This window comes from Myxococcus sp. MxC21-1 (assembly GCF_032612255.1).
Classification (GTDB): Bacteria; Myxococcota; Myxococcia; order Myxococcales; family Myxococcaceae; genus Myxococcus; species Myxococcus virescens.
Map to the genome: position 1 here is coordinate 8,411,703 of NZ_CP123278.1, position 22,068 is coordinate 8,433,770.

The following is a 22,068-nucleotide window of genomic DNA, read 5'->3' on the forward strand; positions in this document are numbered from 1 at the left end:
GCCCGGTGTCACCGCCTCGGAAACCACCTGGGGGCCTCGCGCGTACACACAGAAGCACCCGCGCTCGCGGGACCTTCCGGAGACCGCGTCCATGCCCACCGCCTCCACTTCCTCGTCCCTGGCCCTGCGGCTCATGCCCCTGGCCCTTGCCGCGCTCGCCGTGCTGTCCGCGTGCACCGAGGCCCGCGGGGCCGCGCCCACCGCGCCAGGCCCCACCATCCAGGACACCCGCCGCTACGAGAAGCCCTCGGACGCCGACTTGCGGCGCACCTTGTCCCCGCTGGCCTACGAGGTGACGCAGAAGGGAGCCACGGAGCCCGCCTTCCGCAATCCCCTGTGGAACCACCACGATGAGGGCATCTACGTCGACGTGGTGAGCGGCGAGCCCCTCTTCTCCTCGCGCGACAAGTTCGACTCCGGCACCGGCTGGCCCAGCTTCACTCGCCCGGTGGACAGCGCTCGCGTCGTCGAGAAGCGGGACAGCACACAGGGCATGGAGCGTGTGGAGGTGCGCTCGAAGGCCGCGGGCTCACACCTGGGCCACCTCTTCGGAGACGGCCCCGCGCCCGCGAAGACGCGCTACTGCATCAACTCCGCGGCCCTGCGCTTCGTCGCGGTGAATGACCTGGCGAAGGAGGGTTATGGGGCCGGCTGCCACTCTTCGGCCGCCCCGCTCCGGCCGCCGCCACGAAGCGCCAGGACGCCTCGCCCTTCACGGAGACGGCGCTGCTGGCGGGCGGGTGCTTCTGGGGCATGGAGGACCTGCTGCGCAAGATTCCCGGCGTCGTCCAGACGGAGGTGGGCTACACGGGCGGCTCCAGCGCCTTCCGCAATCCCACGTATCACGACGTGAGCTCGGGCAAGACGGGGCACGCCGAAGCCGTGCGCGTCGTGTTCGACCCCACCCGGCTGACGTACGAGACGCTGCTGGAGCAGGGGTTCTTCCGCATGCACGACCCGACGACGCTCAACCGTCAGGGCAATGACGTGGGCACGCAGTATCGCTCCGCCATCTTCTACCTGTCCGACGCCCAGAAGCGCGCCGCCGAGCAGGTGAAGGCGCGGGTGGATGCATCCAAGAAGTGGCCCCGGCCCGTCGTCACGCAGATTGTGCCCGCGGGCGCCTTCACCCCCGCCGAGGACTACCACCAGGACTACCTGGTGAAGAACCCGGGCGGCTACACCTGCCACTACATGCGGGACTGAGCGCGGGCTCAGCCCTGCTGGAGCGGCAGGCGCACGATGAAGGTGGTGCCCTCGCCCATGGTGCTCTCCACCGTCAGCCGGCCACCGTGGTTCTCCACGATGCCCTGGCAGATGGAGAGCCCCAGGCCGGTGCCCCGCCCTTCCGGCTTGGTGGTGAAGAAGGGCTCGAAGATGCGCTGCAGGTGCTTGGGCTCGATGCCCGTGCCCGTGTCGCGCACCTTCACCACCGCGTCCTGCCCGTCACGGCCCGTGGCCAGGATGACGGAGCCTCCCGGCGGCATCGCGTGGCACGCGTTGGTGATGAGGTTGACGAACACCTGCACCAGGTTGGCGCGCACGGCGGACAGGGGCGGCAGGTCGATGTACTCGCGCTGGATGCTGACGCGCGCCTGGGCCACCACGTGCTCGCAGAAGCCCACCGCCATGTCCACGATGGCGTTGAGTTGCACCCGCTCCGGCCGGTCCTGCGCCGGGCGCGCGTAGCTGACCAGGTCTCGCGTGAAGCGGAGGATGCGGTGGCTGCTCTCCAGGATTTTGCGCAGCTTCTCCTGGTCCGCCGGGTTGGCCCCCGGCGTCATCCTCGAGCGCTGGAGCAGCGCGTCCGCGTACGTGGCCACCGCCGTCATCGGGTTGTTGATTTCGTGCACCACGCTGGCGGCGAGCTGACCGATGGAGGCCAGCTTCTCCGCGTGGATGATGCGCTTCTCCAGCTCCTTCACCACCGTGATGTCCTGACCGATGGCGATGACGCCCTCCACCTCCCCGTGCTGGGAGAGCTTGGAGGAGGTCGCGAAGGAGACGCGCACCTCCGCGCCGCTGCTCGTCAGCAGCCGTGTCTCGAAGCTGTTCACCGGCTCGCCGCGAATCGCCGCGGCGATGAGCTGGTTGAGCCGCAGGTGCTCGCTCTCGGGGATGAGCCAGAAGAAGTCCCGGCCCAGCACCTCTTCCTTGCCGAAGCCGGTGAGCGCGCTGAGCGCCTGGTTGAAGACGACGACCTGCTTGTCCCGGTTCGCCACCAGGATGAGGGCGTTGGCCTTCTCCAGCAGGTCCTCCAGGTACTTGCGGACGAACGTCAGCTCATCGATGAGCTTCGCGTTCTTCACCGCCACCGCCACCTGGTTGGCGAGCTGGAGCAGCACGCGCTCGTCATGCGGCACGTCGGAGACGAAGTCCGCCGGGTACTCCATGTTGATGGCGCCGAAGAGTTGCCCGCTGGCAACCAGCGGCGCGCTCACGCCATGGGTGCTGTCCTGGAACAGCAGCGGGACTTCGCCCAGCACCGCCACGCGGTCCACGGGCAGGGACGCGCGGTCCAGGCTCGTCTTCTCCACCGCGCGCTCCATCAGCACCAGCGGTTCGTGCGCGCCTTCCTTCAGCCGCCCCTCCGCGTAGAGCGACGTGAGGCCGCCCGTCCGCGAGTCGGTGATGCGGATGCAGAACGAACGCCCGGGGAACAGCTCCTTCACGCCGCGAGCCACCGCGGCGACCAGTTCCTCCTCGCCGCCGGCCTCGGCCACGCTGCGGCCCAGGTCCAACAGCACGCCTTCGGTGCGCGCCTGCTCCAGAAGGGCCCGCTCCGCCACCACCAGCCGGTTGCGAGACAGCTCCGGTTCGTTGCGCGCGCGGACGGCCACCACGTCGCCCCGGCGGGACAGCGTCAGCACCACGCCGGGCAGGTCGGGCAAGAGCTCCACGTCGCAGCTGGCGCCATCCGCCGGCACGCTGGCGCCGGACAGGGTGCGCGCCACTTCCTCCACGGACACGTGCTGGTCGGCGCAGAAGCGGCGGAAGGCGTCGTTGACGGCGACCAGGCGCAGGGCCGGGTCACACATGGCCGCGGGGGCGTCGAGCGCCTCGAACAGGGCCTGGAAGGACTCGGGGGCAGGGCCGCCGGCGATGCGCACGGCGCGGGTCTCAGTCTTCATGGGAGGTGGCCTTGTCCAGGTCGAGAATCTGTTGCGCCCCCATGTAGGACTTCGTTTCGTAGCGGGTAATCTTGCCAATCTTCCGGACGATTTCCGCCATGCGCTCCGCCTCGCGGTAGATGATGTCCACCGGCTTCCAGGCGAAGTCGTCTTCCTTCAGCTTCCGCTTCAGCAGCTCGGCGTAGCCCATCACCGAGGTGAGCGGTTGGTTCAGCTCGTGCGCGGCGGTGCCAGCGAGCGCGACGATGACCGCGCTCTTCTCGCTCTCCTCCAGCCGCGTCTCCACGTCGGACAGCTTGCGCTCCAGTTGCATGCGCGCGCGCATGTCCGTGAAGATGCCCACGCTGAACACCTCACGGCCCCCTTCGTAGACGATGGAGGCCGTCATGTTCACCGGCACCCGCTCACCGGAGCGGTGCACCAGCTCCTCCCGGATGAGGGACAGCCGGCCCTTGCCGCCGTGCTCGGGCGCCCGAATCATGGCCATCACCCGCTTCGCCACGCCCGGCGGATAGAGCTGGTGCACGGAGAGGCCGCCGCCCAGAGCCTCCTGCGCGGTGTAGCCGCACAGCGCCTCCGCGCCCTTGTTGAAGAGGATGATGCGCCCCTTCAGGTCCGCCGCGATGATGGCGTCCACCGACGAGTCGATGAGCCGCTCCAGGAAGTCCTTCGTCTGGAGCAGCTCGTCCTCCAGCCTTCGCGCGTCCGTGACGTCGCGGAAGGAGAGGATGGTGGCCGCCTCCTCGTCGCGCAGCGGCGCCGCGGACATGGACAGCGTCAGGCGGCGACCCGTGCGGGTGCACACCTGCACGTCCGCGCCGGAGCGGGCCTCGCCGCGCGCGGCGGTGGTCACCAGCTCCATCAGCACGTTCTCATCCACCGGCTGGGTCACCTGGTGCAGGTGGCGGCCCCGCGCGTCCGGCGCATCCACGTCCAGCATGGCCGCGCCGGACGGATTCAGCGACAGCACGCAGGCCTTGTCGTCGAGGATGGCCACGCCTTCACTGACGTGCGCGAAGAAGAGCTGGTACGGCTTGAACGAGGCCGCCTGCTCCTCCGCGGCCAGACGGGCCGTCTTCTCCGCCTCCGTCTGCCCGCGCACGGACTGGAGCACGGACGCGTTGCGCAGGGCCACCGCGGTGGCGTGCGCCACGGTGGTGAGGAAGTCGATTTCCCGCGGCGTGAAGGTGCGCCGCCGTCCCGCCGCGCGCAGCAGCAGCACGCCGCGCACCTGCCCGCGGATGGGCAACGGCAGCGCGGCGATGGCGTGGATGCCCCGGGCGGCTACCGCGCGCCGCTCCACATCCCCCAACAGCGGGTGGGTGGAGGCCTCCTGCATCACCACCGGCTTGCCCGTTCGCATCACCTCGCGAATCTCGGGGTAGCGCGACAGGTCGATGCGCAGGTCCTTGAGCGTGGGGTCGTCGCTGGCGGCGACGATGATGCCCTCATCCGCGCTGCGCCCCAGCATCACCAGCGTGGCGCGCGCGATGTCCAGCTTCTCCGCCAGCCGCCGGGTGACGCCGTGCAGCAGCGCCTCCACGTCCGACGTCTCCGCGTAGTCCGCCGTCAGCTCCAGCAGGAGCGCCAGGTCCTCCTGGCTGCGCGCCTGTTCCTCGCGCTCCACGTGGCGCTCGGCGGCGCACTGGAGCCGCCAGCCAGCTCGTGCATGGCCACCGGCGCGGTGAGGACGTCCGCCGGCTTGAGGGACTGCGCCTCGGCGAAGTGGCTTTCGCCCGGTGCCACCAGCACCACCAACGTGAGGTGGGCGGCGAGGGCGGCGTCCACCAGGGCCTGCCCCGCGGCGAGCCCTCCCGGCGCGGTGAGGTCCACCAGCGCCAGGGAGGCCTCTTCGAGACCGCCCACCACCCGTAGACCCGCACGCGCGGCGGCCGCGGCCAGCAGCTCCCGCGCGGGTGAGTCCGAGGGCACCAGGGAGATGCCTGATACGAATTCCAGCGAGGACGGCACGTGGAGAGTGGGGTCCAGGGCAGAAGGGGCCCCCACTCTACACGCCCTGAGGGCTCAGGGGCAGTCCGACTCGAAAGCGCCCTGGTCCGGGCCTGGTCCGCACCAGGTCAACCCCAGCGACAGCCCCGCGTTGAGGGCGGGGGAACCCGCCCCCAGGCGGAAGTCCCCGGTGTCGATGTTGACGAAGCCAGGGGCCTTCTCCTGGGAGCGGCCGTCCAGCCCGCTCTGCGAGCGCCACTGCGAGAAGCCCATGTCCACGCCGTTCAGCCGGAAGAGGGCCGAGCCCGAATTGCGGAAGTAGAGGTTGGCGTCCACCACCGCCCCCGAGCGCCCGGGGCCGCCGCGCACCGCCACCCCACAGCCAGAAAAGACGTTGTTGCGCACATCCAGGCTGGCGCTGGCCCCCGTGTCGCCATGGCCGAAGGTGAGGCACGGCCCGGGCATGTTCCAGACGGTGTTGTGATGAACCTTCACGTTCGACGTCGTGTCCACGCGGATGCCGCTGCCCTCCTCACCGCCGCCCAGGCCGTCCCGCACCAGGTTGCGGCGGATGACGATGTTGGTGGGCGGCGAGCCCTGGCGCACCCCGCCGATGCTGATGGCGCGGCCGTTGTTGTAGAAGACGTTGTCCTCCAGGGTGACGTCCTTCGCGGACAGGTGCACCACCACGCCCTCGCCGCGCGAAGTGGATGACGTCTTGTGGCCCCAGATGATGTTGCCGCGCAGCGTGACGCGGGTGCACGTCTTCACGTCGACGCCATTCTCCCGGTTCTCGTGCAGCTCGTTGTCCTCCACCAGGAGGTTGTCGAAGGGCGTGCCGGAGATGGTGGCGCCGCCCTCCGGGCCGATGCACTGCACCGCGTCCCCGGAGTTGTGGTGGATGTCGTTGCCACGCACCACCACGTTGCGCGCCGTCGTCTGGACGATGACGCCGTGGCTGTCATCTCCGTTGCGGTTGAAGTGGGAGATGGTGTTGCCCTCGATGAGGACATCACTGGCCTTCTCACACACGTTGACGCCCGCGCCCGCGGTGCCGTTCTTCAGCGTGGAGCCGCGCAGCACGCCGTGGTGGGAACCCACGCCGCGGAACAGCACCGCGAAGGAGGCAGTGCCCGCCACGTCGATGGTGAGCCCCTCGATGCTCCAATACGCACCGCGCACGTCCACCATGGCGGAGCCACTGCCGGACGGCTTCAGCACCGGCGTCGCGCCCGGCGCGGCCCGCAGCGTGAGCAGGTTGGACGCCGAGCCCCCTTCTCCTCCAGCTTGAGGCGCTCGGCGTAGGTGCCCGTCTTCAGGTAGATGGCCTCGCCCGGCCGCACCAACGCCAGCGCGCGCGTCACCGTTCGCAGCGGCGCCGCCTCCGTGGCGGAAGCACTGTCACTGCCGTTGGGCGCCACCCAGAGGATGCGCGAGTACTGGGGCGCGGGTTCAGGCGGAGGCTCCGGTTCTGGCTGGGGTTGGGGCTCGGGCTGAGGGGTCGGGTCCGGGATGTCGACGATGACGGGCGGAGGCTCCGACGTTCCAGGGTTCGTCGTGTCGTCGTCATCGTTGGTGGGAGGCGTGCCAGGAACGGACGGGGTGCCCGTCGACGGCGTCTCGCTGGAGCCCGGAGGCGAGCCACCTTCCTGGGTGAGCTCCCCCTTCCCATCGCAGGCCAACAAGGACAGCAGGGCAGCGGAGCAGAGGGCCGTGGACCACGGCGAGCGGTTGCGCATCCTGGCGGACTCCTGGTGTGGGTCGCGGCGCGGGAGGCGCTCGCGAGGACGGCCGCCAATTCCGAGCCCCGCGCTGTTCATTCCCCCCGAGCGCGGCAACCCCTGCCTGCCGGGACGTAGAGGGAGGAGACAGGAAACGTGGTTTCGCGGGGTTGGGACGGATGCTCCGCATCACCGACAGGTGGGCCTTCGCGGGGAGCTGAAGTGTGATGTGTGCAATGCGCGCGGGAATATTCCCGGGGCTTTTTCACACAGAGCGAAGGACCGAGCCGGGCGTCCCCGGGCGCGTGGGCGCACGGCGGGGCGAGACACGCCGGTGTTTCAGGGAGGCAGGGCGTACCTTGACGCCAGGAGGAACGCGCGGGATATGAGCCGCCTTCCACCCGCTGTCAGGAGACGCCTTGGACATCTTCAAGGAATTCACCTTCGAAGCCGCGCACCGGCTTCCCAACGTGCCGCCCGGGCACAAGTGCAGCCGGCTTCACGGCCACAGCTACCGGGTGGAAATCCACGTGCGTGGCCCGGTGGGCTCGCAGTCCGGGTGGGTGATGGACTTCTCCGACATCAAGGAGGCCTTCGAGCCCCTGCGGCTGAAGTTGGACCACTACTACCTCAATGAGGTGGAAGGCCTGGAGAACCCCACCAGCGAGAATCTGTCGCGGTGGATCTGGAAGCGCCTGCGTCCGGGCCTGCCCCTGCTCAGCCGGGTGGTGGTCCGCGAGACGTGCACCAGTGGCTGCATCTATCAAGGCGAAGACGACTGACAAGCCGGGCCCTCGCGGGGCTGGCTCCTCGAGGGGACTGCCATGAACGTTCTGATTACCGGGGCCACCGCGGGATTCGGCCTGGCCATTGCCCGCCGCTTCATCCAGGACGGCGCGCGCGTCATCGCCTCCGGGCGGCGCACCGAGCGGCTGGAGGCCCTGCGCGCGGAGCTGGGCGAGCGGGTGCTCCCCTGACGCTCGACATCACGGACCGTGAGGCCGTGGAGCGGGCCATCCGCTCGCTGCCGGCGGAGTTCGCCGAGGTGGACGTGCTGGTCAACAACGCGGGCCTGGCGCTGGGGTTGGACCTGGCGCAGTCGGCGCGCGTGGAGGACTGGGACACGATGGTGGACACCAACGTGAAGGGCCTCCTGTACTGCACGCACGCGGTGCTGCCCGGCATGGTGGCGCGCAACCGGGGCCACGTCGTCAACATGGGCTCGGTGGCGGCGGAGTGGCCCTACCCGGGCGGCAACGTGTACGGCGCGACCAAGGCCTTCGTGCACCAGTTCAGCCTCAACCTCCGCGCGGACCTGCACGGCACCGCCGTGCGCGTGACGGACATCGAGCCCGGACTGGTGGGCGGCACGGAGTTCTCCAACGTCCGCTTCAAGGGCGACGACGCGCGCGCGGCGTCCGTCTACGCCAACACCCAGGCGCTGACGCCCGAGGACATCGCGGACGCGGTGCACTGGGTGGCCACGCGGCCCGCGCACGTGAACATCAACGTCATGTCGCTGATGCCGGTGTCACAGTCCTTCGGGCCCCTGCCGGTGAAGCGACAGGGCTGAGCCAGGAGGACCTCTGGGGTTTCCTCCATATCGGAGGATGTCCATTTCGAGGCACGCAAGTTGAATCCTGGTTCACTTTGGGAGCGATAGAGTCAGGCTGCGGCATCCGCTGCGCCGCGCCTTGAGATAACCTGCCAGCCATGAGTCATCCGGAACGACCGCCGCCGTCCCTGGGGCTCCTCGCCCGCGGACTGAAGCTGCTGGGCCATCTCACCCACCCGGACACGCGCACTGGCAAGGTCTTCACCCGCGCCGAGGCGGGCCTCACCCGCGCGGCCGCCAAGGTCACCGAGAGCCCCGCGTACCTGCGCGTGAGCGGCTCCCTCATGCGCCAGGGCTTCAACGCCCGCATCCGCCGCAATGGCCTGGTGGAAGGCGCGCTGCGCACCCTGCGCCTGCCCACCACCTCCGAGGTGGAAAACCTGCGCGACCAGCTCCGCCGGATGAATGACCAGGTGGAGGCGCTCGGCACCCAGTTGGAACTGGTGGTGGACCTGCTCCACCGTCAGGAAGGCGCGGAGCCCGAGCCTGAGTCCCCGAGCCCCCGCCCAAGGAGCGCGCGCCCTCCAAGCGCCGCCGCTGACATGACCGCGTCCACGCCCCAGCGTCTTCGCTCCTTCGTCACCGGGCAGGTCGAGCTGACCCGCGCCGTCGCACACGCGCTCAAGTCGCGGCCCTTCAATCCGTACCCGTACCTCAAGCCCTTCATCGAAAGGGCCTCGGGCGTGCGCGAGCCGCCCATCAGCGCCACGCCGCACACCGTCGTGTACACGCGCGGCAGCATGCGGCTGCTGCGCTACGCGGCCCCGCGCCGGCGCCACCGCACGCCCATCCTCTTCGTCTATTCGCTCATCAACCGCTGGTACATCCTCGACTTCCTTCCAGGGCGCAGCCTCATCGAGCACCTCACTCGCGAGGGCTATGACGTCTACGCCATCGACTGGGGCGTACCGGGACAGGACGAGGAGCGGCTCACGTGGGATGACCTGCTCGGCGGGCTCATCCAGACGGCGGTGCGGTGGACGCTGCGCGTGAGCAAGAGCCGGGATTTGACGCTCTACGGCTACTGCATGGGCGGCACCATGGCCCTGGCGTACACGTCCCTGTACCCCGAGGGCATCCGCAACCTCGTGGCCCAGGCCACGCCGGTGGACTTCAGCAAGGGTGGCCTCTACACGCTGTGGACGTCCGCCAACCACTTCGACGTGGACTCGCTGGTGGACGCCTACGGCAACGTGCCCACGCCGGTGCTGGAGAGCGGCTTCCTCATGGCCGCGCCAGTGCAGCGCCTCACCCGGTGGCTGGAGGTGTGCCGCCGCATCGACGACCCGGAGTTCGTCACCACGTTCCTGGCCATGGAGCGCTGGGGCGCGGACCCCGTGCCCTTCCCAGGTGAGGTGTACCGGCAGTACATCAAGGACTGCTACCAGCAGAACCTCTTCCCCCAGGGCCTCATGGAAGTGGGCGGCGAACGCGTGGACCTGCGCCGCATCCAGTGCGCCATCCTCAACGTCATCGCCGAGCATGACACCATCGCGCTGCCGGCGATGAGCGAGCCGCTGCCCTCCCTGGTCAGCTCAAAGGACTGTGAGACGCGGCGCTACCCCGTGGGCCACATTGGCCTGTCCGCCTCCAGCAAGGGCGCGACGAAGGTGTGGCCCTCTATTTCCGCGTGGATTGGCGCGCGCTCGAAGCCGATGGAACCATGAACGCCTCGTCCGACACCGAAGCCATGGGCGTGCAGGTCCGCGAAGGCACCGTCCACCTGCGGGATGGCCGGCGGCTCGCGTACGTCGAGTCTGGAGACTTGAGCGGCCTGCCCGTATTCTTCATCCACGGCAACCCGGGCTCGCGCCACATGCGTCACCCGGATGACCGGCTCACTCACGCGTTGGGCGTGCGCCTCATCACTCCGGACCGGCCAGGCTATGGCCTGTCGGACTACCAGCCCGGGCGCACGCTGCTCGACTTCCCGGATGACCTGGAGCAGTTGGCCAACGCGCTGAGGATTGGCCGCTTCGCCCTCTTCGGCGTGTCCGCGGGCGGGCCCTACGTCGCCGCGTCCGCGTGGAAGCTGGGCGAGCGCATCACCCGCGCGGCGCTCGTGTCCGGCGCGGCGCCCCTGGCCCGGCCGGGCGCCATGGCGGGGGTGAACCGGGACTACCGCAACGCGTACAGCATGGCCGCGTGGCCGGAGTGGCTACTGCATCCATTGATGGCCATGCATGACCGGCAGGTGCGCGCCAATCCCGCGCGAGCGCTGGCGGGCCTGCGCTCCCAGGCGTCGGCGGATGACCGCGCGGTGCTCGCGGACCCGCGCATCGCCGCGCAGGTGCAGGGCTGGCGGTATGAGGCCACGCGCAAGGGCGTGGCGGGCATGCGGCGCGAGGCGCACATCCTCGCGCAGCCGTGGAACGTCCCCCTGGAGGAGATTCGGACGGAGGTGGACCTCTGGTACTGGGAGGGAGACAGCATCGTCCCGCCGCAGATGGGACGGTACCTCGCGAACCGGATTCCGCGCGCGGTGCCCCGCTTCTTCCCTGGCGGCGGGCACTTCTCCATCTTCTCCCACTGGACGGACATCCTCACGCCGCTGGTGCAGCAGGGAAGCTGAGCCACTGAGCCCCACGCGCTCAGGCGGCGCGGGGCTGCTCCTCCTGGGTGACGGGCGGCGCGGGCGGGGCAATGGGTTCACCGTTCTCCCCCAGCACCACGGGCGCGATGCCCAGCTTGCGCTCGACGAAGGCGTGGCCCAGATAGATGAAGGGCGTCAGGCCCACCGCGACCAGCAACTTCACCACGTAGGACGTGTAGATGATGCTGAGGATGGTGGCGTTGGGCAGCACGCCCGTCCACGCCACGTACTGCACCACCACCGTGTCGAGGAGCTGCGACACCAGCGTGGAGCCCGTCGCCCGCACCCACAAGAACCGGTTGCGCGTCAGTCGCTTGAGCCCGTTGAAGATGGCGATGTCGCAGAACTGGCCCACCAGGTACGCCATCATCGACGCGACGAGGAAGCGCTGTGAGCCGACGAAGACGTTGTTGAACGAGCCTTCCACCGTCCCCGTGAAGTCCGGCGCACGCGTCAGCGGCGCCCACGGCACCTGCACGGCCATGGCAATCACCACGACCGCGAAGATGGCCATGAAGAAGCCCACCCACGTCACGAAGCGGGCCGCCTTCTTCCCGTAGAACTCGTTGAGGATATCCGTGAGGAGGAACGTCACCGGGAAGGGCAGGATGCCGATGGACATCACCGCCACCACCGGCCCCACCTTCGCCTCGAACAGCTTCACGCTGATGATGTCGCCCACCACCAGCGAGGTGACGAACACCCCCACCAACACCACGAAGAGCTGAAGCCGTCTGTCGAGGAGCATCTCATCGTTCTCGTGAGCCGAGGCCACCTCATACCGCGCCTCACTCCCGCAGCAGGAGCCCTCCATCCAGCACCAGCTCGGAACCGGAAATCCACGACGCGCCCAGCAGGTAGCGCACCGCCTCGGCGACGTCCTCGGGGCGCCCCAGCCGTCCGAGCGGATGCAGCGCCCGCAAGCCCGCCAGCTGCGCCTCCTGCCGCCGCGTGTACTCGGGCTCGGACAGCGGCTCCGCGCCGGGAGCCAGGCGCACCTCGCGCACCATGTCCGTCTCCACCACGCCCGGCAGCACCGCGCTGGCACGCACGCCTCGCGCCGCACCCGCCAACGCCAGCACCTTCATCACCTGAAGGAGTCCTGCCTTCGCCGCGCTGTACACCGCGCTGGTGACGACGGGCCTCGTGGCCAGCGTGGACGCGATGAAGACCTGCGCCCCACCCGGCTCCAGCACCTCCAGTGCCTGCTCACCCAGCCGCAGCGGCGCGATGAGGTTGACCTCGAGCTGCGCGCGAAGCGCGTCCTCGCCGATGTGGCCCGGCGGCTGGTGCACCACCTGCCCCGCGCTGTGGACGAAACCGTCCAGCCCTCCCATCAACCCGGCGGCACGGCGAAGCAGCCCCTCGCGGGCTTCCAGCGAGGCCAGGTCACACGGCAGCGCGAAGGCCTGTCCCGGCCATGCTGTCGTCAGCGACTCCAGCACCTCCGCGCGCCGGCCCGACACCACCACCTGCCCCCGCGCGCAGCAGGGCCTCCGCCACCGCGCGACCAATGCCCGTCCCACCGCCAGTGACGAGCACCTTGCGCGTGCCCACCTCACTCATGAAAGGCGCTCCTTGAAGACACGGCCCCGCTCACGGCTGGTGCTCCGCGGGAGAGCCCGGCGCCGCGGGCTCATCCAGCGGGTAATAAGAGTGGCCGGTGACGGGCAGCAGCCCCTCCGGCGGCGGCTCGGTCTCCACCTCGTCCGACGGGATGAAGCCCGGCCTGTCCACACAGAGCACCGTCTGCTCCGTGGATGAAGGGTTGTCGTAGCGGTGCAGGAAGCCGCGCGGCCAGTGGAAGGCCATGCCCCGGGCCACCGGCTTGAACTGCAGCAGCAACCCCGAGCCCAGCACCAGTTCGCTCTCCTCCATCTGCTGGTGCACGTGCGTGGGGATGCAGCCTCCTGGCTTCACCCGCAGCCGGTAGACGCCATAGCCCGCGCCCTCGTGGATGATGTCCACACGGCCAAAGCCCTTCTCCTCCCGGCCGTACACCATCTCCGCGGCCGTCCGGTGAATCTGGAGCGACGGCACCGCCAACCCGCCCAGCGCCAGCGGCTTCGTCACCCGCACCGTGGCCGCGTGGACCTGCGCGCGCGGGACGTCGTCGGTGGGCGGCGCCAGCACGTAGCGGCACACCGTCTCGACGGCGGACTCCAGCAGCTCGAAGCGGCAGGCCTCCAGCAGGAAGCGCAACTCCCCCGCGAGCCGGCCGTAGTTCACCGTGTGCGCCAGCCTGCCTCCCACCGCGGCGGCGCGGGTGTCCAGGAACAGGGCCACGTCCAGTCGCAGCGGCTGGGCCGCGATGCGCTCCCTGTTGAAGATACCCACGATGCAGTCCACCGTGAGGCCCCGCAGCTCGATGACGTCCAGCGGGCGGCCGTCCGGCGTCGTGACGACAGGGGGATGGAATGCGTGTTCGGCGCTCATAGCTGCGCGCTCCTGCCGCCATCGACGGCGATGACCTGCCCGGTGATGTACGGCGCCTCGCGGGCGAGGAAGACGACGGTGCGGGCGATGTCCTCGACGTTGCCCTCGCGCCCCATGGGGATGCGGCGCAGCACCGCGTCGCGGGCCTCGGCGTCGAAGTCCTCGGGGAAGGCCACCGTGCCGGGCGACACGGCGTTGACCCGGATGTGCGGGGCCAGCTCCACCGCCAGCGCGCGGGTGAGCATGATGAGGCCCGCCTTGCTCACCGAATAGTGCGCGTAGTGGCTCACCGGCCGCTCCCCACCGACGTCGGTGAGGTGCACCACCAACGGGTCCTTGCCGGCGCGCAACGCGGGGAGCAGGGCCTGGGTGAGGAAGAAGGGCGCGTCCAGGTTCACCGCCATCATGGTGCGGTACTGGTCGCGGGAGATGGCGGCGAAGTCGGTGCGCTCGAAGAGGCCCGCGTTGTGGACCACCACGTCCAGCGCGGGCCACGCCTCACGCACTTGCGCGGCCAGGGAGTCCACTGCCTCCGGGCGGCTCAGGTCGGCGGCGTGCAGGGTGACGCGACGGCCGAGGCCTCGGAGTTCGTCCGCCAGTGCTTCCAGCGGCTCAAGGGAGCGGTTCGCATGGAGCGCCAGGTCATAACCCGCGCGGCCAAGGGCCCGGGCCACCGCGCTGCCAATGCGGATGCCAGCCCCGGTGATGAATGCGGTCGCCATGCGGCGCATTCAGTAACAGGCCCGGCGGGGAAAGGCACTGTGGACCTGCTGCCGCGAGGCGCGCCGGGTTACCCCCGTATCCCGGCGCGCCCGCGGCGCGGTCCCCCGTGATTCGAATCGTCTAGCGGCGGCCGGCGCTGGCCATGTGCACCCGGCCCGGAGCGTAGGTCACCCACACCCACTCCTGGACCGGCTCGTAGCGGGCCGGCACCCAGCGCTGCTCGTAGAAGCCGCCGGTGCACCGGGTCACCCGCGAGCGGCGGTTGTGACGCTCGCGGCACACCTCGGGGACCCACACCTGCTCGTAGCGGCCCTGCACCCAGCGGTTCACCGTCTGCAGTTCGTAGCGGCCCCGAGCGTGCGGCGGCGGCAGCGGCGCGGGTCCCGGGTGGCGGCGGGCGTCGACGTGGACACCGAAGTTGCCGCCACGGCCGTCATGCCGGTGCTGCTGGGAGAACCGCGACTTCTCGTTGTCGTCCTTCGCATGCGCGGCCGTGGAGCCGAGGAACATCATTCCGAAAGCCAGCACCGCGAAACCCGTCTTGAGCGCCATTGTCGTCCTCCTCCGTCGTCCTGCTTGAACCTTCTGACGGGGCACCCCGCGGAACATTCAATGCCCGATACCGGCCGCATTTTCAGAGGGAGGGGCCGGTGTGGGTGCGATACACCCCGAGACACCATGTTCCACCGCAAGGGCCCCACCCTCCGGGAGCTGGCCGCGCAGGCCCTCACGTCCGTCGAGCACGGCTACGACCTGCTCGCGCCCAAGTTCGAGTACACGCCCTTTCGCACGCCAGACGCGGTGCTCGAGGCCGCCATTGCCCAACTGGGTGCGCCCGGCAGCGTCGGCAGCGCGCTGGACGTGTGCTGCGGCACCGGCGCGGCCATGCGCTTCTTGCGCCCGCTCGCGCGGGAGCGCGTGGTGGGCTTCGACCTCAGCCAGGGCATGCTCGACGAGGCGCGCCAGCAGCTCGCGCAGGCGCCGGGCACCGCGGCGCTGGAGTTCATCCAGGGCGACGCACTGGCGCTCCCCTTCGACGGCGCGTTCGACGTCGTCACCAGCTTCGGCGCCTTCGGTCACATCCTCGAAGAGGATGAGCCAAAGCTCGTGAAAGGCATCGCCCGCGCGCTGCGCCCCGGGGGCCGCTTCCTCTTCGTCACCGCGCACCCGCCGTCGAAGCTCCGCCCGGGCTACTGGATGGCCAAGGGCTTCAACGCCGCCATGCGCGCGCGCAACGCGCTGTGGAAGCCGCCCTTCGTCATGTACTACCTGACGTTCCTGGTGCCCCGGGCCCGCGCGCTGCTCGAAGCAGAAGGCTTCACCGTCGAGGTGCGCGACGGCCTGATGCCAGAGCCCTTCTCCGTGCTGAGCACCGTCATCGCCACCAGGCGCTGAGCCCGGCTCAGGACGCGGCGTAGTCCACGGCCGTCACCGTGTACTCCACGGGGCCGCGGGGGCGCTCCACCACCACGGACTCGCCCACTTCCTTGCCCAGCAGGGCCCGGGCCAGGGGCGACTCCACGCTCAACCGCCCCGCCTTCACGTCGGACTCGTCCGGCCCGACGATGCGGTAGCGCACCGGGCCGCCGTCCTCGTCCTCCAGCTCCACCCAGGCGCCGAAGAAGACGCGGCCGGCCTGCGAGGCGTCGGGCTCCACCACCCGCACATCCTCCAGCACCGCCGCCAGCTCCTGTACGCGCCGCTCGCGCTCCTTGCGGCGCACGCCCGCCTCCAGCTCCGTGAACTCACCCGCCTTGGGGTCCGGCCCCTGCGCCGCCGCCAGTTCCTCCTGGAGCGCCCGGTAGCCCTCCGGGGTGATGTAGCGCTTCTCCCCGGAGGACGCGCGTGGACGGACGGGCATCACGCTGTCGTCGCCCGAGTCCTCCTTCGTGAATGCCTTCGACATGCCAGTCCTCTGTCGCCAAGCGGGCACGGCGGCGGGTTCGCGCGCGCGTACGCGGAATCGGCCGTTAAGCTGCGCCCCCTTCCACAACCTCGCAAGGGTGAAGCCATGACAGGACAGACGCAGCTCATCGGCAAGCAGGGCCAGGCACTGGCGGGCTATCTGAGTGAAGCCCCGAAGGGCGATGCGCCCGGAGCGGTGGTGCTCATCCACGAGTACTGGGGCCTCAACGGGCACACGCGCGACGTGGCGGACCGGCTGGCGCGAGAAGGCTTCACCGTCTTCGCGGTGGACCTCTACGAAGGCCGCGTGACGAAGGACGCCAACGAGGCCAACGCGATGCTGAAGGCGATGGCTTGGGACAAGGCCACGGCGGACCTGCGCGCCGCGGTGGAGGCGCTGCGCGCGCGAAAGCCCGGCACCCAGGTGGCCATCATGGGCTTCTGCATGGGCGGCGCGCTGGCGCTGCTGGCCGCCGCGAATGAGCCGGGGCTCGACGCCGTCGTGCCCTTCTACGGCATCCCCCCGGAGGAGGCCGCGGACGTGTCACGCATCCGCGCGCCGGTGCTCGGGCACTACGCGAACAATGACGAATGGTGCTCGCCGGAGCGAGTGGACGCGTTGGAGAAGAAGCTGAAGGGCGGCGGCGTCCCCATGGAGATTCACCGCTACGACGCACAGCACGCCTTCTTCAATGACACGCGTCCGGAGGTCTACTCACCGGACAACGCCGCGAAGGCGTGGCAGCGCACCGTGGACTTCCTCCACGCGAAGCTCGGCTGAGCCTCGCGCGGAAGAGAGAACGGACTCAGTTGCCGGTTTCAGGCGCCGCGGCGGAATCCTCCGCCGCCGGCGTCTCCGGCACGGCGGGAGCCTCGGGCGTCACGGGAGCAGCAGAGGCCTCCGACGCCTCGGGCGCGGCGGCATCCGTCGCAGGCACCACCTGCAGGCGGTAGCTCCGAACGCCCCTGGGCAGCACGACCTCCACCAGCGGGTTCTCCTTCAGCAGCGCCGGCGTCACGTCGAAGGACACCCGGCCGTCCTCGTCCGTGACGTAGGACTCGCGCGAACGGGAGTCCTCGCCCCAGAGCACCTTGGCGCCCTTCACGGGCTGGTTGGTGTCCGAGTCCAGGACGATGAGGTCCACCAGGGTGCCGGCCGTCACCGACGAGCCCGCGGGCTGGACGACGTCGCGATAGAACGGACGCTGCACGACGCAGGCGGCCAGCAGGGAGGAAGAGGCAAGGGCAAGGGTCAGCAGTTTGCGGCGAAAGCTCATGGAAAATTCCGTACGGGCAGAGATGGAGGTGCTGCCGGGCGCGGCAGCATAGCCGGAGGCCACCGTCCGCCAAGTCCGGCGCGCATCTTCGGGTCCCTCGACTCGGGTATCCAGGGACTCCGCGAGTATTCCGGAGGGAGAATTCCAGGGCCCGGCAGGTGGCCCGCCCCCCGATGCGGCCAGCGGCCCTTCCGCACACCCGCTGGCGTCACAAACTCATGGCCATCAGGCACACGTTGATTTGCCCCCGAGGGAGGTAGCCAGACATGCCCGAGCGCATCCTGACGCAGGACCCGGAGAAGGCCCTTGCCGCTCCCAAGCCGCGCTACGAGTACATCCGCCAGGAGATTCCCGCGGACCTGACCTTCAAGCCAGACACCATCAATCCGGTCCACAACCGGTTCATCGTGAGCACGCTGGTGATGGCGTTCATCAGCCTGGCCCTGTTCTTCCTGCCCATGTTCAACGGGCTCCTGGCCGGCACCTTCGGCGGCTTCCACGCGCGAAGGATGCCCCGCGCGCTCGGCGCGGCCGTCCTCTCCGCCGTCGCGGTGCCCGCCGCCCTCGCCTTCTTCCTCTTCATCGGCTCGGCGACCCAGGGCCACATCTTCTATGGCCTGGGCTTCTGGGGGTACACGGCGCTCTACGTCATCGGCATCTTCATCGGCGCCGTGACGGGAGCCATCAGCCACCCGTTCTGGACGAGCTACACAATCGGCGAGCCCGCCTCTGTCAGCGCACCTCGAACCCGAGTGCCAGACGCCGCTCCGCCGAGCCGGCCAACCACGTAGACGGCGACAGGGCTTCCCAATGGGGCGTGGGCGATATCGCCCCCTCCCACCGGACCTGCGCGCGGGGCGTGAGGAGCACGCCGAAGGGCCCCGCGCGCCCCAGCCACACCTCCAACTGGAGCGCCGCGCCCGCCTCGTGGGTGAAGTGTGTGTCCCCCACCCTCCAGGTGGGCGCGTAGGCCGCCTCCAGCCGCACCGCGTTGGCACCCGAGCCGAACAGCCCCATCCGATGCGCCAGTGACAGGCGCGGCCCCGCCGCCGGCGTCAGCACATCCCGGTTCCAGTGCACCGCGGCCGTGCCGCCCACGCCCACCGTGGTGAAGCGCGAGAAGCGCGCGTCCTCGTCCAGCACCATCAACGCCTCCGCCTGCACCGACGCGCGATAGCGCAGCAGGCGCGCGTCGCTCGACGCCACGCGGACCTCGGCACCCCAGCCGAGCGAATCCCAGAAGGAGTCACGGAACTGGGGAAGCTCGCGCAGCAGCGTGCGGTAGCCCAACAGCGTCAGGTCCGAGGCCACCACCTTCGGCAGCCCCCAGCGCGGCAGGAGAAACAGCTCGCCATCGAGCACCCGCAGCTCACTGCTCGGCTGGAAGCCGTGGAGCCGCGCATCGCCCAGCGCCTCGGCCATGCCCGCGGTGCGCAGCCCCACCAGGGTCCGGGCCGCGGCCCCTTCGGGAAAGTCCACGCCCAGGGCCACCATCACGCGCCCCGCTCCGGACTCCCGCAGCGCCCCTTCCGCCCAGGCCGTCTCCGCCGCCACCTTGCGGCGCCGGTCCTCGTGAAGGAAGGCCACCGGGTCCACGGTCGCCAGCAAGCCGTCATTGAGCGCGCCCTGCACGTCGGTGGCGCGGTGGAAGGTGGCCTCGGTTCGCTCGGCCCACACCAGCGTCCGCAGCTCCTCGGGCGTGGGTGGACGGCGCTCCGCGGAGGCCAGCGCGTCCTTCAGCAAGGTGGCGCGGTCCAACACCGCGAGCCTCCGTTGGAGCGCGTCCTCGGTCTCGAAGACGCGTTGGCGCTCGGCCGTGCCGGCCCTTGCCGAGCCCGCAACCGACACCTTCATCGCGAGCATCCGCTCGCGCTCGATTCGCAGGCGCTCGCCGTCGGCACGGTCCACTGCGGCGCGCTCCACTCGCACCGCGTGCGCCACGTAGGCATGCAGGTGCGCGCGGACCATGTCCCGGGACGCCGTCTTCGCCGAGTGCATCAGCGCGGCCACCACTCCGGGCAGTTCGTCATAGGCCGGGGCGCGGACCTGTGGCTCCGGCGACTCCAACCGGGCATGCACGCCCCGGAGACGCGCGAGCTCATCTGCGCCGACATGTCCGGCCAGCGCGTCCAGTGCCTCCTGCTGTGCCGAGTGCGCACGCACCGCGCGGTCCCCGGTGGACTCGAATGCATCCGGGATGTGCTCCAGGAGGGAGGACGTCTCGCCCCCTGGCTCCTCCACCTGCACCTGGGCCAGGGTGTCCAGCGTGGCGGTGGGCAGGACCCAAAGCGTGCCGGGAGGACGCAGCTGCCGCCCCCCCTCCAGCGCGCCGTTGAGCAGGAAGACGAGCGCGCTCGCGCAGTTGTCCGTGAAGAAGTAGTAGCCCATGTACCCGCGGCGCTCGAGCTCCCACACCCGCTCCAGCATCCGCGCTTCCTCGCCGGGCTTCAGGCGCAGGCGGAAGCGGCGGATGGAGCGCTGCTCCAGCTCCAGCGCCTCGTGGGACAGGTCGCCCATCGTCCCCGTGAGGAAGACGGTGTCGTAGGCCCCCGTCATTCCCTTCACCACGTAGCCCAGGCCCTTGGACTCCATCCCTGTCAGCGCGACCAGTTGCACCACCCGTTCGAAGGTGGGCCCCCGTGGTACCTCGCCCTCGTTCCACACCGGGCGCAGCAGCAGGTGTCCGAAGAGGGACTCTGGCTGACGGCCCGTGGAGGCCACCAGCAGCACCTCGAAGTGCGACAGGGACTCCAGCTCCGCCCAGGCTTCAAAGGCGGGGCAGTCACCCCGCGGCGGCAGCGTGCCCAGGCCCGACGCTTCCAGTTGCTCCGTCAGCGCACGGGCCTTGGAGAACTCCTGGCAGCGGACGTGGTCATCCACCGGCAGCGCGTCCGCGCGCAGGGACTCCACGGGCACGAGCAGCTCCTCGGCGAACGTCACCCAATCCAATGAGGCGCTGCGCTGCCCCATGGCGCGGCTGAAGGCTCCGGCGTAGCGAAGGCGGACCTCCTCCTTCCACACCAGGGGCCGCTCGAGGGGCTTCATCCAACCCGATATCCGGCGCCAGGCCGGGGTGCCGCTCCAGCCTTTCGCGTCATCCCAGCGCTGCATCACCGCGTGCACCACCGCGCGCCGGCGCCACAACCGCTCCGCCTCCGCGTCCGTCAGTCGAGACAGACGCAGCGTGGCCCGGCGTTCCTCCGATGGGACGTACTGGTAGAGGTGGAACCGCGCGCGGCCCTCCGTCCAGTCGGGACGCTCGGGGGAGCCATCGCCCAGGCCCAGCGGCGCTGCCTCCGGGTGCAGCACCAATTCCAGGGGGCCACCGGGCGGACGCCGCATCGCCGGGGGCAGCGCCTCCAGCCCCGCCTCCACCTCCGTCACCAGGTCCGCGTCGGCCGCCGCGGCGCCCCGCAGGACCACGCCCGCCTGTTCGAGCGCGTGGACGCGCGCGGACAGGGCATCGTCGGCGTGCACCGGCAGCGCGAAGACGAGCGCGAGCAGCCGCAGCCAGCGCATCAGTGCGCCACCGTCGCGGTGCCCTCCTGGGACGGTGCCGCGAGGAACGCGCGGCGATCTTCCTCCAGCCGCGGCTCGGCCCGCGCCAGCTCTCCCACCCGCTCCAGCCACGCGAGCGCGCGGTCCGGCGTGAGGGTGTTCGCCTCGGCCATCTCGAGCAGCTCCTTCCGGTTCGCGCGCAGCACGCGCCCGAAGAGGCCCAGGTGCTCCCGCCGGATGCGCGCCGCCGCCGCCGGTCCTCCACCGTCGGCCCCGCGCCCAGGGCGAGGTCCTCACGAAGCTGGTGCGTGCGCGCCCGCAGGTACACCTGGGCGGCGCGGCCCGCCTCTTTCGGAGACACCCCTCGGCGCCGCTCCGCCGCGGCATACGCCTGCCAGATGATGATGCCGAGCCCCACCACCAGCGCGGCCACCGTCACCGAGGACGCCACGTCGTTGTTGTTCGACTGGCTGCTGTTGTTGCTGCGGGAGCGCGACGCCTCGCCGTCCGCCTTCTCCGTTCCCGCGGAGCCCTCGCTCGTGCCGCCTTCCTCGGAGCTTCGAGAGGCGACCTCCGTGGACTCATTGTCGCTCGACTCGGAGTGGCTCGTGCCCTCTTCACCCGAGCCGCTCGACTCCGACTGGCTGGAGCCCTCTCCACTGGAACCGCTCGACTCGGAGTGGCTCGTGCCCTCTTCACCCGAGCCGCTCGACTCCGACTGGCTGGAGCCCTCTCCACTGGAACCGCTCGACTCCGACTTGCTGGAGTCGCCCGAGCCCTCCGACGACGCACCTGAGTCCGACTGGCTCGATTCACCCGAGCCTTCCGACGAAGCGGCGGAATCGGACCCCTCGGATGAAGCGGCGGAATCAGAGCCCTCGGACGAAGCGGCGGAGTCGGAGCCCTCTGAAGCGCTCATGCCGCCTCCGGGCCCCAACGCCGCGGGCGCCCTGCATCCGGAGACCGTCATCACCACCGCCATGCACAACGCGCGCTTCACGGACTTCTTCGTCTTCATCGAACGCATTTCCAGGTGTCCATCCGTTCTTCACGTGGGCCGGCCGTCGCACGGTGGTACAACCGATTGGCAGCCTAGCCAGCAGCGTGCCGAGCGGAAGGATGTTGCGATTTCGCGCCTTTGCGCACGACACCACGCGGCATGCCGCGAAGCCCACGAACCGAAGGTGCGTTACGCGCTACGCGCTCGGTGAGCACCTTT

The 22,068-nt window shown here is 70.2% G+C and carries 18 protein-coding genes and 4 pseudogenes; 10 read left to right on the forward strand and 12 right to left on the reverse strand.

What is annotated here, in order from left to right:
• Positions 1–247: 247 nt before the first annotated feature.
• Positions 248–646 (forward strand): annotated as a pseudogene (gene msrB, locus QEG98_RS42515) (peptide-methionine (R)-S-oxide reductase MsrB); the annotation flags it as partial.
• Between the two features lie 107 nt (positions 647–753).
• Complete coding sequence (gene msrA, locus QEG98_RS37780) at positions 754–1,206, forward strand: peptide-methionine (S)-S-oxide reductase MsrA (RefSeq protein ID WP_316564779.1); 453 nt, start codon at positions 754–756, stop codon at positions 1,204–1,206.
• Between the two features lie 8 nt (positions 1,207–1,214).
• On the opposite strand, the gene QEG98_RS37785 is transcribed toward msrA, so the two are convergent.
• The 3 genes and pseudogenes from QEG98_RS37785 to QEG98_RS37795 form a co-directional block, all read right to left on the reverse strand.
• Positions 1,215–3,131: an ATP-binding protein gene (locus tag QEG98_RS37785; protein WP_316564780.1), complete on the reverse strand. Its 1,917-nt coding sequence runs from the start codon at positions 3,129–3,131 to the stop codon at positions 1,215–1,217.
• Positions 3,121–5,138 (reverse strand): annotated as a pseudogene (locus QEG98_RS37790) (PAS domain S-box protein). Before QEG98_RS37790 ends, QEG98_RS37785 begins: the two are co-directional and overlap by 11 nt.
• An 18-nt stretch (positions 5,139–5,156) precedes the next feature.
• A pseudogene (locus QEG98_RS37795) lies at positions 5,157–6,919 on the reverse strand (nitrous oxide reductase family maturation protein NosD).
• 302 nt (positions 6,920–7,221) lie between these two features.
• On the opposite strand from QEG98_RS37795, the gene queD reads away from it, so the two are divergent.
• The 4 genes and pseudogenes from queD (at position 7,222) to QEG98_RS37815 (ending at position 10,989) form a co-directional block, all read left to right on the forward strand.
• A complete protein-coding gene (gene queD, locus QEG98_RS37800) occupies positions 7,222–7,584 on the forward strand; it encodes a 6-carboxytetrahydropterin synthase QueD (RefSeq protein ID WP_011556793.1) in 363 nt (120 codons plus the stop codon).
• A gap of 42 nt (positions 7,585–7,626) precedes the next feature.
• A pseudogene (ydfG, locus tag QEG98_RS37805) lies at positions 7,627–8,375 on the forward strand (bifunctional NADP-dependent 3-hydroxy acid dehydrogenase/3-hydroxypropionate dehydrogenase YdfG).
• A 140-nt stretch (positions 8,376–8,515) separates the two neighbouring features.
• Positions 8,516–10,084, forward strand: coding sequence for an alpha/beta fold hydrolase (locus QEG98_RS37810; RefSeq protein WP_316564781.1), 1,569 nt, complete (start codon positions 8,516–8,518; stop codon positions 10,082–10,084).
• Positions 10,081–10,989, forward strand: coding sequence for an alpha/beta fold hydrolase (locus QEG98_RS37815; RefSeq protein ID WP_090487692.1), 909 nt, complete (start codon positions 10,081–10,083; stop codon positions 10,987–10,989). Before QEG98_RS37810 ends, QEG98_RS37815 begins: the two co-directional genes overlap by 4 nt.
• A 19-nt stretch (positions 10,990–11,008) precedes the next feature.
• Here QEG98_RS37815 and QEG98_RS37820 read toward each other — a convergent pair whose 3' ends face one another.
• From QEG98_RS37820 to QEG98_RS37840, 5 genes are all read right to left on the reverse strand, one after another.
• Positions 11,009–11,758 (reverse strand): queuosine precursor transporter, encoded by a 750-nt coding sequence (locus QEG98_RS37820; protein ID WP_316564782.1) that lies wholly within the window; start codon positions 11,756–11,758, stop codon positions 11,009–11,011.
• 40 nt (positions 11,759–11,798) lie between these two features.
• A complete protein-coding gene (locus QEG98_RS37825) occupies positions 11,799–12,572 on the reverse strand; it encodes an SDR family oxidoreductase (RefSeq protein WP_316564783.1) in 774 nt (257 codons plus the stop codon).
• Between the two features lie 34 nt (positions 12,573–12,606).
• Positions 12,607–13,446: a dihydroneopterin aldolase gene (locus tag QEG98_RS37830; protein WP_090487686.1), complete on the reverse strand. Its 840-nt coding sequence runs from the start codon at positions 13,444–13,446 to the stop codon at positions 12,607–12,609.
• Complete coding sequence (locus QEG98_RS37835; RefSeq protein WP_140795766.1) at positions 13,443–14,168, reverse strand: SDR family oxidoreductase; 726 nt, start codon at positions 14,166–14,168, stop codon at positions 13,443–13,445. The genes QEG98_RS37830 and QEG98_RS37835 overlap by 4 nt, the downstream gene beginning before the upstream one ends.
• A gap of 121 nt (positions 14,169–14,289) precedes the next feature.
• Positions 14,290–14,721, reverse strand: a complete 432-nt coding sequence (locus QEG98_RS37840; protein ID WP_228557537.1) for a hypothetical protein — start codon at positions 14,719–14,721, stop codon at positions 14,290–14,292.
• A gap of 126 nt (positions 14,722–14,847) precedes the next feature.
• On the opposite strand from QEG98_RS37840, the gene QEG98_RS37845 reads away from it, so the two are divergent.
• Positions 14,848–15,564, forward strand: a complete 717-nt coding sequence (locus QEG98_RS37845) for a class I SAM-dependent methyltransferase (protein WP_141588147.1) — start codon at positions 14,848–14,850, stop codon at positions 15,562–15,564.
• A gap of 7 nt (positions 15,565–15,571) precedes the next feature.
• Here QEG98_RS37845 and QEG98_RS37850 read toward each other — a convergent pair whose 3' ends face one another.
• Positions 15,572–16,075 carry a GreA/GreB family elongation factor gene (locus tag QEG98_RS37850; RefSeq protein ID WP_090487671.1) on the reverse strand — a complete coding sequence of 168 codons (504 nt, stop codon included), beginning with the start codon at positions 16,073–16,075 and terminating at the stop codon, positions 15,572–15,574.
• A 105-nt stretch (positions 16,076–16,180) separates the two neighbouring features.
• On the opposite strand from QEG98_RS37850, the gene QEG98_RS37855 reads away from it, so the two are divergent.
• Entirely contained in the window at positions 16,181–16,855 is a 675-nt protein-coding gene (locus QEG98_RS37855) for a dienelactone hydrolase family protein (protein WP_316564784.1), read from the forward strand.
• A gap of 25 nt (positions 16,856–16,880) precedes the next feature.
• Here QEG98_RS37855 and QEG98_RS37860 read toward each other — a convergent pair whose 3' ends face one another.
• Complete coding sequence (locus QEG98_RS37860; RefSeq protein WP_316564785.1) at positions 16,881–17,351, reverse strand: hypothetical protein; 471 nt, start codon at positions 17,349–17,351, stop codon at positions 16,881–16,883.
• Between the two features lie 266 nt (positions 17,352–17,617).
• Here QEG98_RS37860 and QEG98_RS37865 point away from each other — a divergent pair, with 266 nt between their 5' ends.
• Positions 17,618–18,142 (forward strand): hypothetical protein, encoded by a 525-nt coding sequence (locus tag QEG98_RS37865; RefSeq protein WP_316564786.1) that lies wholly within the window; start codon positions 17,618–17,620, stop codon positions 18,140–18,142.
• Here the strand turns inward: QEG98_RS37865 and QEG98_RS37870 are convergent.
• Positions 18,084–20,870, reverse strand: a complete 2,787-nt coding sequence (locus tag QEG98_RS37870) for a DUF4105 domain-containing protein (protein WP_316564787.1) — start codon at positions 20,868–20,870, stop codon at positions 18,084–18,086. The two genes, QEG98_RS37865 and QEG98_RS37870, sit on opposite strands and share 59 nt — an antisense overlap.
• Positions 20,870–21,055: a hypothetical protein gene (locus QEG98_RS37875; RefSeq protein ID WP_316564788.1), complete on the reverse strand. Its 186-nt coding sequence runs from the start codon at positions 21,053–21,055 to the stop codon at positions 20,870–20,872. The genes QEG98_RS37870 and QEG98_RS37875 overlap by 1 nt, the downstream gene beginning before the upstream one ends.
• 102 nt (positions 21,056–21,157) lie before the next feature.
• Between QEG98_RS37875 and QEG98_RS37880 the strand changes: the two genes are divergently transcribed.
• The gene (locus tag QEG98_RS37880; RefSeq protein ID WP_316564789.1) at positions 21,158–22,060 is read left to right on the forward strand and encodes a hypothetical protein; all 903 of its coding nucleotides are present in this window, start codon (positions 21,158–21,160) and stop codon (positions 22,058–22,060) included.
• Positions 22,061–22,068: the final 8 nt, after the last annotated feature.

Bases quoted from the DNA above. Each gene is read 5' to 3' on its own strand.
- msrA (WP_316564779.1), top strand. From the start codon at position 754: ATGGAGGACCTGCTGCGCAAGATTCCCGGCGTCGTCCAGACGGAGGTG.
- QEG98_RS37785 (WP_316564780.1), bottom strand. From the start codon at position 3,131: ATGAAGACTGAGACCCGCGCCGTGCGCATCGCCGGCGGCCCTGCCCCC.
- QEG98_RS37810 (WP_316564781.1), top strand. From the start codon at position 8,516: ATGAGTCATCCGGAACGACCGCCGCCGTCCCTGGGGCTCCTCGCCCGC.
- QEG98_RS37815 (WP_090487692.1), top strand. From the start codon at position 10,081: ATGAACGCCTCGTCCGACACCGAAGCCATGGGCGTGCAGGTCCGCGAA.
- QEG98_RS37820 (WP_316564782.1), bottom strand. From the start codon at position 11,758: ATGCTCCTCGACAGACGGCTTCAGCTCTTCGTGGTGTTGGTGGGGGTG.
- QEG98_RS37830 (WP_090487686.1), bottom strand. From the start codon at position 13,446: ATGAGCGCCGAACACGCATTCCATCCCCCTGTCGTCACGACGCCGGAC.
- QEG98_RS37835 (WP_140795766.1), bottom strand. From the start codon at position 14,168: ATGGCGACCGCATTCATCACCGGGGCTGGCATCCGCATTGGCAGCGCG.
- QEG98_RS37840 (WP_228557537.1), bottom strand. From the start codon at position 14,721: ATGGCGCTCAAGACGGGTTTCGCGGTGCTGGCTTTCGGAATGATGTTC.
- QEG98_RS37845 (WP_141588147.1), top strand. From the start codon at position 14,848: ATGTTCCACCGCAAGGGCCCCACCCTCCGGGAGCTGGCCGCGCAGGCC.
- QEG98_RS37850 (WP_090487671.1), bottom strand. From the start codon at position 16,075: ATGTCGAAGGCATTCACGAAGGAGGACTCGGGCGACGACAGCGTGATG.
- QEG98_RS37855 (WP_316564784.1), top strand. From the start codon at position 16,181: ATGACAGGACAGACGCAGCTCATCGGCAAGCAGGGCCAGGCACTGGCG.
- QEG98_RS37860 (WP_316564785.1), bottom strand. From the start codon at position 17,351: ATGAGCTTTCGCCGCAAACTGCTGACCCTTGCCCTTGCCTCTTCCTCC.
- QEG98_RS37865 (WP_316564786.1), top strand. From the start codon at position 17,618: ATGCCCGAGCGCATCCTGACGCAGGACCCGGAGAAGGCCCTTGCCGCT.
- QEG98_RS37870 (WP_316564787.1), bottom strand. From the start codon at position 20,870: ATGCGCTGGCTGCGGCTGCTCGCGCTCGTCTTCGCGCTGCCGGTGCAC.